General features: G+C 61.7%; 14 protein-coding genes. 4 read left to right on the top strand and 10 right to left on the bottom strand.

Going from position 1 to position 12401, the window contains the following annotated elements; all coding sequences use genetic code 11:
* Positions 1-4: 4 nt before the first annotated feature.
* Both FHT75_RS06655 and moaB read left to right on the top strand, forming a co-directional pair.
* Positions 5-901, top strand: coding sequence for a 4-(cytidine 5'-diphospho)-2-C-methyl-D-erythritol kinase (locus FHT75_RS06655; protein ID WP_097622966.1), 897 nt, complete (start codon positions 5-7; stop codon positions 899-901).
* Positions 901-1452, top strand: coding sequence for a molybdenum cofactor biosynthesis protein B (gene moaB, locus FHT75_RS06650; protein ID WP_028756708.1), 552 nt, complete (start codon positions 901-903; stop codon positions 1450-1452). The genes FHT75_RS06655 and moaB overlap by 1 nt, the downstream gene beginning before the upstream one ends.
* A gap of 22 nt (positions 1453-1474) precedes the next feature.
* Here the strand turns inward: moaB and FHT75_RS06645 are convergent, their stop codons facing one another.
* Positions 1475-1789 carry a hypothetical protein gene (locus FHT75_RS06645; protein WP_028756709.1) on the bottom strand — a complete coding sequence of 105 codons (315 nt, stop codon included), beginning with the start codon at positions 1787-1789 and terminating at the stop codon, positions 1475-1477.
* 188 nt (positions 1790-1977) lie between these two features.
* Positions 1978-2496: a glycosyltransferase family 2 protein gene (locus tag FHT75_RS06640; RefSeq protein WP_047613840.1), complete on the bottom strand. Its 519-nt coding sequence runs from the start codon at positions 2494-2496 to the stop codon at positions 1978-1980.
* A 139-nt stretch (positions 2497-2635) separates the two neighbouring features.
* On the opposite strand from FHT75_RS06640, the gene FHT75_RS06635 reads away from it, so the two are divergent.
* Both FHT75_RS06635 and FHT75_RS06630 read left to right on the top strand, forming a co-directional pair.
* Positions 2636-3793, top strand: a complete 1158-nt coding sequence (locus FHT75_RS06635; RefSeq protein WP_028756711.1) for a PA0069 family radical SAM protein — start codon at positions 2636-2638, stop codon at positions 3791-3793.
* A gap of 276 nt (positions 3794-4069) precedes the next feature.
* Positions 4070-4759, top strand: coding sequence for a ribonuclease HII (locus FHT75_RS06630; RefSeq protein ID WP_097622967.1), 690 nt, complete (start codon positions 4070-4072; stop codon positions 4757-4759).
* 154 nt (positions 4760-4913) lie between these two features.
* Here the strand turns inward: FHT75_RS06630 and FHT75_RS06625 are convergent, their stop codons facing one another.
* The 8 genes from FHT75_RS06625 to FHT75_RS06590 form a co-directional block, all read right to left on the bottom strand.
* Positions 4914-5405 (bottom strand): F0F1 ATP synthase subunit B, encoded by a 492-nt coding sequence (locus FHT75_RS06625; RefSeq protein WP_028756713.1) that lies wholly within the window; start codon positions 5403-5405, stop codon positions 4914-4916.
* A gap of 3 nt (positions 5406-5408) precedes the next feature.
* Positions 5409-6032 (bottom strand): F0F1 ATP synthase subunit B, encoded by a 624-nt coding sequence (locus tag FHT75_RS06620; RefSeq protein WP_028756714.1) that lies wholly within the window; start codon positions 6030-6032, stop codon positions 5409-5411.
* A gap of 77 nt (positions 6033-6109) precedes the next feature.
* Complete coding sequence (locus FHT75_RS06615; protein WP_003545854.1) at positions 6110-6337, bottom strand: F0F1 ATP synthase subunit C; 228 nt, start codon at positions 6335-6337, stop codon at positions 6110-6112.
* A 67-nt stretch (positions 6338-6404) separates the two neighbouring features.
* A complete protein-coding gene (locus FHT75_RS06610; protein WP_018245007.1) occupies positions 6405-7157 on the bottom strand; it encodes a F0F1 ATP synthase subunit A in 753 nt (250 codons plus the stop codon).
* A 62-nt stretch (positions 7158-7219) separates the two neighbouring features.
* Positions 7220-7558 (bottom strand): AtpZ/AtpI family protein, encoded by a 339-nt coding sequence (locus FHT75_RS06605; protein ID WP_028756715.1) that lies wholly within the window; start codon positions 7556-7558, stop codon positions 7220-7222.
* Between the two features lie 271 nt (positions 7559-7829).
* Positions 7830-9041 (bottom strand): cell wall hydrolase, encoded by a 1212-nt coding sequence (locus tag FHT75_RS06600; protein ID WP_063476427.1) that lies wholly within the window; start codon positions 9039-9041, stop codon positions 7830-7832.
* Positions 9042-9278: 237 nt separating this feature from the next.
* A complete protein-coding gene (locus FHT75_RS06595; RefSeq protein WP_047613836.1) occupies positions 9279-11177 on the bottom strand; it encodes a potassium transporter Kup in 1899 nt (632 codons plus the stop codon).
* An 18-nt stretch (positions 11178-11195) separates the two neighbouring features.
* Positions 11196-12173, bottom strand: a complete 978-nt coding sequence (locus tag FHT75_RS06590; protein WP_028756718.1) for a magnesium transporter CorA family protein — start codon at positions 12171-12173, stop codon at positions 11196-11198.
* Between the last annotated feature and the right edge of the window lie 228 nt (positions 12174-12401).

Here is a 12401-nt window from a genome sequence, read left to right as displayed (position 1 = left end):
ACGCATGCCTGAAGAGGGCCTGGCCGACGCTTTCGGCGTCACCGAAGAGGCGCGCGCCAAGATCAACCTGGCCCTGCATGTGACGGGCCAGCGGCCGGACGGTTATCATCTGCTCGATATGCTGGTGACCTTCGCAGAGCATGGCGACCGGCTGGGTTTCCTGCCCGCACAGGCCGACGCCTTCACCCTGTCAGGCCGTTTCGGCGGCGCGCTTGCCGAAGATGGCGGCACCAACCTCGTGCTGAGGGCGCGTGATCTCCTGCGCGAGGCGGTCGGAGCCCTCGCCTTCCCCGTCCATATCCACCTCCAGAAGAATTTGCCGATCGCCTCCGGCATCGGCGGCGGCTCGGCCGACGCAGCTGCGAGCTTGCGGGGGCTGATGCGCCTCTGGGGCACGAGGTTGCCCGAGGACGCGCTTGCTATGCTCGCGCTGAAGCTCGGCGCCGACGTGCCGATGTGCATGGAAAGCCGGCCGCTGATTGCCCGCGGCATCGGCGAAAAGATCGAACCGGTGCCCGATCTGCCGGCCTTTGCCATGGTGCTTGCCAATCCGCTGAAGGGCGTGTCGACGCCCGAAGTTTTCCGCCGGTTGGCAACAAAGGACAATCCGGCCTTGAGCCTGGCTCCGCGCGTGCCCAACACTGCCGACTGGCTCGCGGCGATCGGTGCAGCCCGCAACGATCTGGAACCGCCGGCGCGTGAGCTTGTGGCGGAGATATCGGCGATCTCGGCGATGCTGCAGGCCAGCGGCGCTCTGTTGACCCGCATGTCCGGTTCCGGCGCCACCTGCTTCGGCATCTTTGCCACCATGACCGCCGCCGAAGATGCGGCGGCGGCTCTTCACGACGCGCGGCCCGACTGGTATTTCCAGGCGACGGAAACGGTTTCGGGAGGCATGTGATGGCAGCTCTGGACGAAAAGCGGCCCTTCATCGCGGTCGGTATTGCGGTTCTCACGATCTCGGACACGCGCACGCCGGAGACGGACAAGTCAGGCGACACGCTGGCGGCGCGGATCACCGAAGCGGGCCACCGGCTGGTCGACCGTGGCATCGTGCCCGATGATCGCACGGAGATTGCCTCCCGGGTAAAGGCCTGGATTGACAGCAAAGACATAGACGTCGTCATCACCACGGGTGGTACCGGCTTTACCGGCCGCGACGTGACGCCCGAGGCGCTGGAGCCTTTGTTCGAAAAGCGGATGGACGGCTTTTCCGCCATCTTCCACCGGATCTCCTACGAGAAGATCGGCACGGCGACGATCCAATCGCGCGCCACGGCAGGCGTTGCCAATGCCACCTTCATCTTCGCGCTGCCGGGTTCGCCCGGCGCCTGCCGGGATGCCTGGGACGGCATTCTGAAAGGCCAACTCGACTACCGCAGCGTGCCGTGCAATTTCGTCGAGATCATGCCGCGGCTGGACGAGCACCTGAAACGCGGCGCGACGAAGTAGACTGCCTGCAAGAGCGGCATTCCTATGTGGCCAGGCCCGGCAGGACGGGCATGGTATCCCAGCTATCACCCGACAGCAGAATGCAGCTTACGCCGTGAACATCCGTGACGATGAGGGTCCAGGTGCCGCTTTCGGCGGCATAGACCTCAAGAATGGCGTTCTGGTTGATCAGTCCGACTGCCGTGAGCTTTTCGGCGAAGTTCTTGTCCAGGAAATTGACGATTTCGGGTCGGCCTGCGCAACTGCGCATCATCTGCGATGCTGCCGAATGCGGATGCGCGATCACCAATATCGGCAATATGACGGCCAGCAGGCCGTAGATCATACCGCGTGTCATGACGCACCTCCTTTCGCCGGGTACCCGGCAGAAGAGGAGATTGTCGCTGACCTGTTCTGCCGTTCACCGGCATTCCATGGCCATTCCGTTGCGAAGCGCGGCGCTTCGACGGCGCCATGTTTGAATTATAGCGCGAAATCCTATTGGGCGCCATCTTTTGCGCGAGCGGTGGGAGAGGATCGCGGCAGCTACCGTGCGGCGCGGGCGACCCAGGACGGAATGAGCTCGCTCGCCAGCCGCCGCGGTTTCTGGCCCTTGACGAATTCGGCAAGCCGCATGCCGCTTTTGGCGGTGGCGAGTGCCAGCTTTTTCGGCACCAGGAAACCGAGTTCCAGCGGCGGTACGGCCCGGCCGACACGCTGGAAGAACGGGCGGCGATAGCCCCTCGACGCGGTGAAGCGCGCCGGCAGCTTGTTCAGCGCCACATATTCGGCGATCTCATCGATCCAGCCCGCCTGCGGTCTGGCGCCCGGCTCGACGAAGAGCAGCCATTCGCCGCGCGCCGAGCGGACGATGTCCTTGATATCCCATTGCGAATGGAAGCGGCAGCCGGCAGCGTCGGCCACCCGTGAGGTGCCGTCGCGAGAGCCGTGATCGAGCACGATCACATCGCTCACCAGCCCCTCCACTGCGCCTGCCACCAAGACCGATAAAGTCTGCGCCAGTTCAGATTCCTGATCCTGACATTCGAGAACAACCGTCAACATTGACTGTTTATAATGCGCCGCACAAATTTTTGCCAGCGCCGTTTTCCTCATTTTGTTCTTGCATTGTTCTCATTTTGCCGATAGGAATTTAATCAGCAAAACGGGCGGAGGCGATGGCTTTCCGCCACGGGAGAATCCGATGAGAGAGCAGTCCCTGGCAGGGCAGGCCGCATTCGCGCCTGCCAATACGGCAGATATTGCCGATGCGATGATCGTTTCCTCGGGTCTAAGGGTCGAGGTCGATCGGCGGCGCGGGCGTGGGGCGGGATTGAACCCGACGGGGCGGTTCGAAGCGCTGCAGCGGGAGACCTTCGACGATGGCTGGCAGACATGGGAAGAACTGCCGCCGTTCAAGACGGAAGTGCAGGTCGAGAAGCCGCGCACGGCCATCACCCGCAACGAATCGCCGGATATTTCCTTCGACCGTTCGATCAATCCCTATCGCGGCTGCGAACATGGCTGCATCTATTGTTTCGCCCGGCCGACGCATGCCTATATGGGGCTTTCCGCAGGGCTCGATTTCGAGACGAAGCTGTTTGCCAAGCCCGATGCGGCAAAGTTGCTGGAGCGGGAGCTCGCCAAACCCGGCTACAAGGTGCGGGTGATCGCCATCGGCACCAATACCGACCCCTATCAGCCGATCGAAAAGGAATGGCGCATCATGCGCGGCATCCTCGAGGTCTTGAACAAGGCAAACCATCCAGTCTCGATCGTCACCAAATCGGCGATGATCCTGCGTGATCTCGACATTCTGCGGGAGATGGCAAGCAAGAACCTGGTGCGCGTCGGCATCTCCGTGACCACGCTGGATCGCAAGCTTGCCCGGACGATGGAGCCGCGGGCCGCAACACCGCCGCGGCGGCTGGAGACGATCCACACCCTTGCCGAAGCCGGCATCCAGACGGCTGTGATGGCCGCCCCGCTGATCCCGGCGCTGAACGATCACGAGTTGGAGCGCATTCTCGAATCGGCCAAGGCTGCCGGCGCCGCCGAGGCGAGCTATGTCATCCTCAGGCTGCCGCTCGAGGTCAGCCCGCTGTTTCGTGATTGGCTGCTGCAACATTACCCCGATCGTTACCGGCATGTGATGTCGCTGGTGCGCTCGATGCGCGGCGGCAAGGATTACGATGCCGAATTCGGCAAGCGCATGAAGGGCGCCGGTCCCTATGCCTGGCAGATCGCCAGGCGATTTGAGATGGCAGCCCGGCGTTTCGGCCTGACGCGACGCAGCGTGCCGCTGCGCGACGACCTGTTCGTGCCGCCCGACGGCAGCGGCGTCCAGCTGTCGCTTCTTTGACCTTTTGTTTTACGCAGTTCAGGCAAACCGCTTCGCGCTTTGCCGGGAACTGCTCTCTGGCCTTTACGCAATTCCGAACGGAAAACCGCTTCGCACTTTTCCTGGAATTGCTTGTAGCTTGCGCATCGGCTTCTCGATAGAACCGCCCTGTCTTCGAGCCCCGAGCGCAATTCCCGCGGATGGCCTTGACCGCCACCATCCGCCGGACCGGTCCCCGGCCGCCGCCCTGATCCGGGGACTTGCGGGAAATCGGGTTGGCGTGCGAGGTTCAGCCGCATGAAACCTCGCACGCCACCCGATTCTCCCCTGCTTTTCGACACGGCTCCGCTCGTGCCGGATTTCAAACTCGAGCTCAAAGCCCGCAAGGCCGGCCACTGGCCGGTTGCCGGCGCCGACGAGGCAGGCCGCGGGCCGCTGGCCGGGCCTGTGGTCGCCGCTGCCGTCATCCTCGATCCCAAACGCATCCCCGAGGGTCTGAACGATTCCAAGCAGCTTTCGGCGCAACGGCGCGAGGAACTGTTCGCGCAGATTCTGGCGACCGCGACCGTCTCCATCGCCTCCTCCAGCTCGACGCGCATCGACGAGACCGATATCCGCAAGGCTAGCCTCGACGCCATGCGCCGCGCCATCTGCAGCCTCGCCATTCCGGCAAGCTACGTGCTGACCGACGGGCTCGACGTGCCGCCCGGCCTCGATTGCCCCGGACAGGCGGTGGTCAAGGGCGATGCCCGCTCGGTCTCGATCGCCGCGGCCTCGATCGTCGCCAAGGTGACGCGCGACCGGATGATGGCACGCGCGCATCATGTGTTTCCGGATTACGGCTTTGCCGCGCATGTGGGCTACGGCACCGCACAGCACCGCGCCGGCATCGAAAAACACGGCCCCTGCTCCCTGCACCGGATGAGCTTCCGGCCGTTGCGCAAGGTCGAGGATGGTCCCGAGATGGATCAGCTCATTTCCGAGTAGGAACGGAGAGGTCGCGGCATGGTCCCTTCGCCCCGTTTACGGCGGTCCGAAGGATGGGACGAGACCAGCGGCTCGCCCCAGCACAAGGCCGAGTCATCAACAAAGAAAAGGCCGGGACATGCCCGGCCTTCGCTCTCAATCTTTTCGATACAGCTCAGTTGAGCCGCGTCTTGACCTGGCTGACGGCATTGCCGAAGAGCTCGGACTGAACCTTGGCATCGGCCTGCTTGGCAAGCACGGTTTCGGCGGCCGCGATTGCGAGATCGACGGCAGCGGAACGCACCGCCTTCATCGCCTCGGCCTCGGCCTGCTTGATCTTCTGCTCGGAAAGCGCCGTGCGGTTGGCGACGAATTCTTCCGTCTTCTTCTTCGCCTCAGTGGTCAGCATTTCGGCTTCGCGCTCAGCGGCGGCAACGATGTGGGCCGCTTCGGCTTCCGCTTCCTTGCGCTTGCGCTGGTATTCGGCGAGCAGGTGCTGGGCCTCTTCGCGCAGACGCTTGGCTTCGGCCAATTCGTTGCGGATCTGGTCGGCGCGGTCGTCGAGCGACCGTGCCATCATGCCCGGAACCTTCAGGTAAACGACCAGCGCCAGGAAGAGGACGAGGCCGACAAAGGCGAAGAAAGTCGCGTCAAAAGCAAATTCCATCGATCAAGCCTCCTTCTTGGCAGCTGCGACGGCAGCAGCGACATCGGCCTTGGCGACGGTGCCGCCGATCAACTGATCGACCACGGCAGCCGCGGTTTCCTCGGCAATGGTGCCGACGTCGGCGAAGGCCTTGGCCTTGATCTCGCCAATACGAACTTCGGCAGCCTTGATCTTTTCCGACAGGCTCGCCTCGACAGCGCGGCGATCCTCTTCGGCTTTGGCCTTGGCGGCGTCGCGTGCGGCAGAGCCGATCGCGTTGGACTTGGCGCGCGCAGCGGCCAGTTCACCTTCATAGGTCCGGACGGCGGCGTCGGCTTCCGCCTTCAGGCGGCCAGCTTCTTCCAGATCCTGGGAAATGCGCGTGTGACGCTGATCGAGGATGGCCCCGATGCGCGGCGCGATGACCTTTTGCATGAGCAAATAGAAGACGCCGAACGTGATCACCAGCCAGAGCAGCTGGGATGCGAAGGTCGTCGAATCGAAAGGCGGGAAAGGGCCGCGGGCGTGTTCGCCTTCGGCAACACCAGTCTCGGTATGGACCTCGCCTGCGGCCGGAGCGGCATGCGCATCCGTACCCGTCGCTGCCGCCGGTGCTTCCTCAGCGTAAGCCGGGGTCACAAAAAACATGCTCACCTCCAGGTGGACTGCAAATGCAAAGGATCACGGCTTGCGGTCGCAGGCCGTGATCCATCTATTCGCCGATATCAGACGGCGAAGAGGAGGAGGAGAGCGACGAGCAGCGAGAAGATGCCCAGAGCTTCCGTAACGGCGAAGCCGAATACCAGACGGCCGAACTGGCTGTCAGCGGCAGACGGATTGCGCAGTGCGCCGGAGAGGTAGCTGCCGAAGATATTGCCGAGGCCGAGAGCCGTACCGGCCATACCAAAGCAAGCCAGGCCTGCACCGATGTACTTTGCTGCTTCCGCTTCCATGTTGAACTCCTTTGAAATGGTTGTTGCGGCGAATGACTGACGCCCTTTGACGTCGATGTCGTTATCCTTAGTGCCCGCCCGGATGGATTGCGTCGTTGAGGTACATGCAAGTCAGCACCGCAAAGACGTAAGCCTGGAGGAAGGCGACGAGGAACTCGAGACCGGTCAGGGCGACGGTCATGATGAGGGGAAGAACGGCTCCGCCGACACCGACAGCACCGAGGGCTCCAAGCGAGGCGACGAAGCCTGCGAACACCTTCAGCGTGATGTGACCGGCGAGCATGTTCGCAAAAAGACGAACAGAGAGTGAAATCGGACGGGACAGGAACGAAATGATTTCGATCGTGACAACAAGCGGCAGCAGAACGCCCGGTACGCCCGACGGCACGAAGACATTCAGGAAGTGGAAGCCGTGCTTATAGAAGCCGTAGACGAGAACCGTGCCGATAACCAGGAGCGCGAGCGCGAAGGTGACGATGATCTGGCTGGTGACCGTGAAGAAATACGGGAACATGCCGAGCAGGTTCGCCGTCAGGACGAAGGTGAAGAGCGAAAAGACCAGTGGGAAGAACTTCATTCCCTGCTTGCCGGCGCCTTCCTTCAGCATGTTGGCGATGAACTCATAGGACATTTCCGCGACCGACTGCGAACGACCCGGCACGATGGCGCGGTTCGAGGTCGCGAAATAGAGGAAGCCTACGGCAACGGCAGCAGAAGCGGCCATGAAGAGCGATGCATTGGTGAACGAAAAATCAATTCCGCCGATTTCGATCGGCACAATCTTCTGGATCAGGAACTGATGAGTCGGATCGTTAGACACCGCTTGTTCTCTCTCTTTGGCCCGCAGAACGCGGGGTCATTGCACTGGACCGGAACCGGTCCTTATTTCTTGTCGCCCTTGTCGTCCAGGGGATGGGCCACCACCCCCGCAGAACGCAGCACGTTCAGAACGCCGGCACAAAATCCGAGAAGCAGAAGAACAATCAAACCCCAAGGCGCCGTGCCAACAAAACGGTCGAGGAGATAGCCAAGCAGAGCACCGACGACGATTGCGGAAATGAACTCGCTGGAAAGCTTCATCGCCTGGGCATAACCTTTGCGGCTTACCTCGGCGCGGGCTTCCCTAGCCTCGTCTTCTCCCGTCTCGACGCCCTTGGTCGCGAGTTTCGCTCCCAATTGCGCACGGCGCTTTTCAAGACTTTCCTCGCGGTCGTCCGCCATGGATCTCTCCTCGTCTGCCCGTCGCCCGCACTCCCGCTACCCCGGTCATTCGGACCCCGGACACGAAGGTTGAGATCCTTCCGGCCCGTTCTGAAGTCGCGCGCAACATAGTTTTAGGGATTGGTATAGTCAAGGCGTAGACAGCTTCTGTCCAGCGAGAAAATAAATTCGTCAAATCAAAGAGATAGGCCAATTTAAGGCCGATCGCTTAAATTCGATGGAAAGAATCCGCTTTAAAGCCCCGCAAATCGCCTTGCCCAGGCGATTTATCTCAGCTCCAGCCGCCGCCATAGGTGCGATAGAAGACGTGAAGACCGATGCGACCGACCTTTTCCATGGTCCTTGCCCATGTCGGCCTGACATAGACGGCATGGTAGTGCGTCGCCGAGCCCACTTGCGGCAGCCAGATCTTGCCTGCCGTCACCGCCATCGCCACATCGCGGGCGACTCGCCAATGATATTCCGAGTTCACCCTGTCCTTGATGGCGTCGCAGGCGAAGGAAAACTGGCAGCGGTTGCGCCAATCCTCATTCTGATAGACGACGCCGCAAATGGTCTTGGGATAGGCAGGATTGCGGACGCGGTTGAGGATGACCTGGGCGACGGCCGCCTGGCCCTTCACCGATTCCCCCCGCGCCTCGAAATAGATGCCGGAGGCAAGGCATTGCTGTTCGCGGGCGGAAAAGACGCTCGGCGCAAGCACGCTTGCGGCCCAGGCATGATCGCGCGGGCCAATCTCCGGAACGAAGCGGCCGCTATCCTTCTCGGTCAGGATGGAATCGAAGGGCGACTGGCGGGAATAGTCGGGTGCCGGCGGCGCATAGGCGGTGGCGAGCACATCGGCCTTGTTGCTGGTGACGAGGCTTGCGAGCATTGCCGGCACGCCATTGTCGGTCACGACAGGCTGCTTCTTATAGAAAGAAGTGGCGATCTCGATTTCCTTGCCCTGGATCTTCGGCTTGACGAAGGCCGACCTGTCCTTGAGATCGAAGCTCGGCGTGAAGAGCATCCTGGTGCGCTCGAGGATGGAGCCGGCGGAAAAATCCTTTGGCGGCTGCATCTTCTCGACGGCGACGACGCGGCCTTTCTTGGTGGAGCGGTTGACACGATCCTCGTCCGGCGTGTCCTCGTGGCCCTTATTTTCGGCGGTAAAGGCGACCTTGCGGCCATCGGGCAGCACCATGCCGGCACCGGCGGGAATCGAACCGGTCACCATCGGCTCGGCGAAAGCGAGTTCGGCCTGGTGGATGGAGCCGGCCGGCGAATTGGTCAGCACCATGCGCCAGTTCTCTCCTTGATGATCGAGGCCGCCCAGCATGGCGGCGAGATCGGCATGGGATGCGACGCTCGGAAAAATCAGCCAGCCGGCAAGACCGAAGATGACCGGAGACACCCAGTTCTCGGGAAAAAGACGCAGCTTGCTACGGGAAGGGCTCTTTCGACGCAACACGAACTCCGGGCATGGAACGCGGGAACATTCCATTAAAAATCCCGCATTAACCTTGACGTCCGGTTAACGGACCGTGCCGGAATGTGACTGTGAGCACTTTTGGATGTTCTAATGTGTTGGAAAAGTCCCTCCCCACAAGGGCGAGGGACTAGCCCAGCGTCACCGCTTTGCCCGCGATCATCTCGTCGTTTGCCGAGCTGGAATTTTGGGAGATGCGGAGCAACAGGTTAAGCCCCTCCCCCTCGTGGGGCGGGGTCTTTGCCCCCCGTGTCAAATAATGACGTGCGAGCCAAGTTCCACCACGCGGTTGGCCGGCAGGCGGAAGTAGTCTGAGGGGTTGGCGGCGGCATTGGCGAGCGCGATGTAGAGCCGGTCCTGCCAGTAGGGCATGCCCGACTTGGCGTCCGGCACCAGCTTGCGGCGGCCGAGATAGAAGGAGGTCGACATGATGTCGAACTTCAGCCCGGTCTTGCGCAGCGTCGCCAAGGCCTGCGAGACGTTCTGCGATTCCATGAAGCCGAAGAGTAGTTCGACGCGGGAGAAGCGCGGAGAAATCTGCTCGACCTTATAGCGGTCCTGGCTCGGCACACGCGGCTTGTTGACCGTGCGGATCGTCAGGATGACGTTGCGGTCGTGAAGCACATGATTGTGCTTGAGATTGTGCAGCAGGGCGGCGGGGGCTGATTCCGGATCGCTGGTCAGGAAGATCGCGGTGCCCGGCACCTGGGCCGGCGAATGTTCGCTCTTGCGCTCGATCGAGCTGACGAAGGAGGCAAGCGGGATATCGGTGTGGCGGGTCTTTTCCATCAGGATCGCGGTGCCGCGGCGCCAGGTCCACATGACGACGGTAAAGGCGGTGGCGATCATGATCGGGATGTAGCCGCCGTCGTGGATCTTCAAGAGGTTGGCGCCGAGGAAGATCAATTCGAGCACGACCAGCGGCGCGAGCGCGATCACCGCAACAGGCAGCGACCAGTTCCAGCGGGCGCGGACGAATTCGAAGGCCATGATCGAGGTGACGACCATGGCGCCGGTGACGGAGATGCCGTAGGCGGTCGCCAGCGCGTCCGACGTCTTGAAACTCAGGACCAGGAAGATGACGCCGATGAACAGCACGGCATTGACCGAAGGCACGAAGATCTGCCCGGTATTGGTTTCCGAGGTGAAGAGAATTTCCATGCGCGGCAGAAAGCCGAGGTTGATGCCCTGGCGCACCATCGAGAAAGCGCCTGTGATGACCGCCTGGCTGGCGATGATCGTCGCGGCGGTCGCCAGGATGACGACCGGCAACAGCGCCCATTTCGGGTACATCAGGTAGAAGGGATCGGACATCGTCGCCGGATTGCCGAGAACGAGCGCCCCCTGCCCGAGATAATTCAGCGTCAGCGCCGGGAAGACCAGCAGGAACCAGGCCCACTGGATCGGGCGGCGGCCGAAATGGCCGAGATCGGCATAGAGCGCCTCGGCGCCTGTCACCGTCAGGAAGACGGCGCCGAGCACGACGACGCCGTAGAAGCCCTCATGCAGCAGGAAGCTGACGGCATAATAGGGATTGAAGGCGGCAAGAATGCCGTAATCATCCGAGATATGGGAAATGCCGGCGGCAGCCATGACGAGGAACCAGACGGCGGTGATCGGCCCGAAGAACCTGGCGACCGCGCCGGTGCCGCGCGATTGCACGACGAAGAGCAGTGCCAGGATCACCACCGAGATCGGCACGATATATTCCGCAAGGCTGGGGGTGACGAGCTTCAGGCCCTCGACGGCCGACAGCACGGACAGAGCCGGCGTGATCATCGCATCGCCGAGGAAGAGGGCAGCCCCCATCAGGCCGAGCAGCATCAGGATGGCGGTATGGCCGTTGGCGGTCTTCATCAGAAGGGCGAGCAGCGACAGCGTGCCGCCCTCGCCGTCATTGTCGGCGCGCAGCAGGAAGAGCACATATTTGATGGTGACGATGATCGTCAGCGCCCAGATCATCAGCGAAATCAGGCTGATGACCTCGAAACGGGTGACGCCGTCATGGGCCACCGGCTTCAGCGCCTCACGAAAGGCATAAAGCGGACTGGTGCCGATATCGCCGTAGACGACGCCGACGGAACCCAGCGCCAGATAGAACAGCTTTCGCGGCGTCATATGGGATTCGTTCGGATGGCTCTCTTCGGACATGAAGTTGCAACAGGCTCCTCAGAGCCAGCCTTTCCAGCGGAAAAAGAAGAAGGGGATGACGGCTGAGATCACCATCAGGGCCAGCGAATAGGGATAACCCGCGACCCAGGTCAGCTCCGGCATGACCTGAAAATTCATGCCATAGATGGAGGCGACCAATGTCGGCGGCAAGAACACCACCGAGGCAATCGAGAAAATCTTGATGATCGAGTTCTGCTCGATGTTGATCAGCCCGAGCGAGGCGTCGAGCAGGAAAGTGATGTTGGCGGCGACGAAGGAAGCATGCTCCGATAGCGACTGGATATCGCGCGAAACGGTGCGGCAGAGCTCCTTTGTCTCGCGATCCTGCTGGATTGCCGGGATCGTGTGAAAGAAGGTCAGCAGGCGGGACAGCGAACCGAGGCTGTCGCGCACCTTGCTGATCATCCGGTGATGGCCGGCGATATCCCTGAGCTTCTCCTCGAGATAGTTCGAAGGTTTGCGCACCTTCCTTGCCCGATCACCGAAGACATGCATCGACAGGATGTCAATGCGCGAGACGGAGATCTCGAGGATCTCGGCGGTGCGGTCGACGATCGTCTCCAGGAGCTTGGCGAGAAGGGCAGCGCCACTGCGCCAGTTTTCCGGCAGCCGGTGAAGGGCGGCAATGAACAGCGCAAAGGATTTGGGATGGGCGTAACGGATGGTGACCAGACGGTTTCCGGCCAGGATGAAGGCGACATCGGTCAGCGTCGGCGCGTCGGTATCAGCCTTCCAGAGCAGCGAAGCGGTCATGAAGACGGCGTCGTTTTCGACATAGAGCCGGGCGGAAGGCTCGATATCCTTGAGATCGTCGCGGGTCGGGACCTCGATGCCGAGAATCTTCTCGACATAGAGTTCCTCGTCGCGGGTCGGCTCGATCATGTCGATCCACACGACATCCTCGGGAAAGGATGCGGCATGCGACAGATCGCGGATCTCGACCGACCTGCAATTGGAACAGTAAGCGGTGATCACCGGCAGCCTCTCCGATGCTCACGGCGCTTCGCGGCCAATGCACTTTTCATCGAAAGCCTTTCCATGCGATCGCCAGCGCGGCAACGCGACGGTCGCTTGTCATCGGTCGAAGCGGAAGCGGATCAAGAAAGTTCATACGACTCCGGCTGCATCCGACCTCAAAGGCCGGCATGCGCATTGTGCTCCACCGCATCGCGGTTACCAATCCTTCGATCGACAAGACAACTC

It is taken from the genome of Rhizobium sp. BK112, from assembly GCF_014193215.1.
Taxonomy (GTDB): Bacteria; Pseudomonadota; Alphaproteobacteria; order Rhizobiales; family Rhizobiaceae; genus Rhizobium; species Rhizobium anhuiense.
This window is presented reverse-complemented; position numbering and strand designations above follow the sequence as displayed.

Bases quoted from the DNA above. Each gene is read 5' to 3' on its own strand.
- FHT75_RS06655 (WP_097622966.1), top strand. From the start codon at position 5: ATGCCTGAAGAGGGCCTGGCCGACGCTTTCGGCGTCACCGAAGAGGCG.
- moaB (WP_028756708.1), top strand. From the start codon at position 901: ATGGCAGCTCTGGACGAAAAGCGGCCCTTCATCGCGGTCGGTATTGCG.
- FHT75_RS06645 (WP_028756709.1), bottom strand. From the start codon at position 1,789: ATGACACGCGGTATGATCTACGGCCTGCTGGCCGTCATATTGCCGATA.
- FHT75_RS06640 (WP_047613840.1), bottom strand. From the start codon at position 2,496: ATGTTGACGGTTGTTCTCGAATGTCAGGATCAGGAATCTGAACTGGCG.
- FHT75_RS06635 (WP_028756711.1), top strand. From the start codon at position 2,636: ATGAGAGAGCAGTCCCTGGCAGGGCAGGCCGCATTCGCGCCTGCCAAT.
- FHT75_RS06630 (WP_097622967.1), top strand. From the start codon at position 4,070: ATGAAACCTCGCACGCCACCCGATTCTCCCCTGCTTTTCGACACGGCT.
- FHT75_RS06625 (WP_028756713.1), bottom strand. From the start codon at position 5,405: ATGGAATTTGCTTTTGACGCGACTTTCTTCGCCTTTGTCGGCCTCGTC.
- FHT75_RS06620 (WP_028756714.1), bottom strand. From the start codon at position 6,032: ATGTTTTTTGTGACCCCGGCTTACGCTGAGGAAGCACCGGCGGCAGCG.
- FHT75_RS06615 (WP_003545854.1), bottom strand. From the start codon at position 6,337: ATGGAAGCGGAAGCAGCAAAGTACATCGGTGCAGGCCTGGCTTGCTTT.
- FHT75_RS06605 (WP_028756715.1), bottom strand. From the start codon at position 7,558: ATGGCGGACGACCGCGAGGAAAGTCTTGAAAAGCGCCGTGCGCAATTG.
- FHT75_RS06600 (WP_063476427.1), bottom strand. From the start codon at position 9,041: ATGGAATGTTCCCGCGTTCCATGCCCGGAGTTCGTGTTGCGTCGAAAG.
- FHT75_RS06595 (WP_047613836.1), bottom strand. From the start codon at position 11,177: ATGTCCGAAGAGAGCCATCCGAACGAATCCCATATGACGCCGCGAAAG.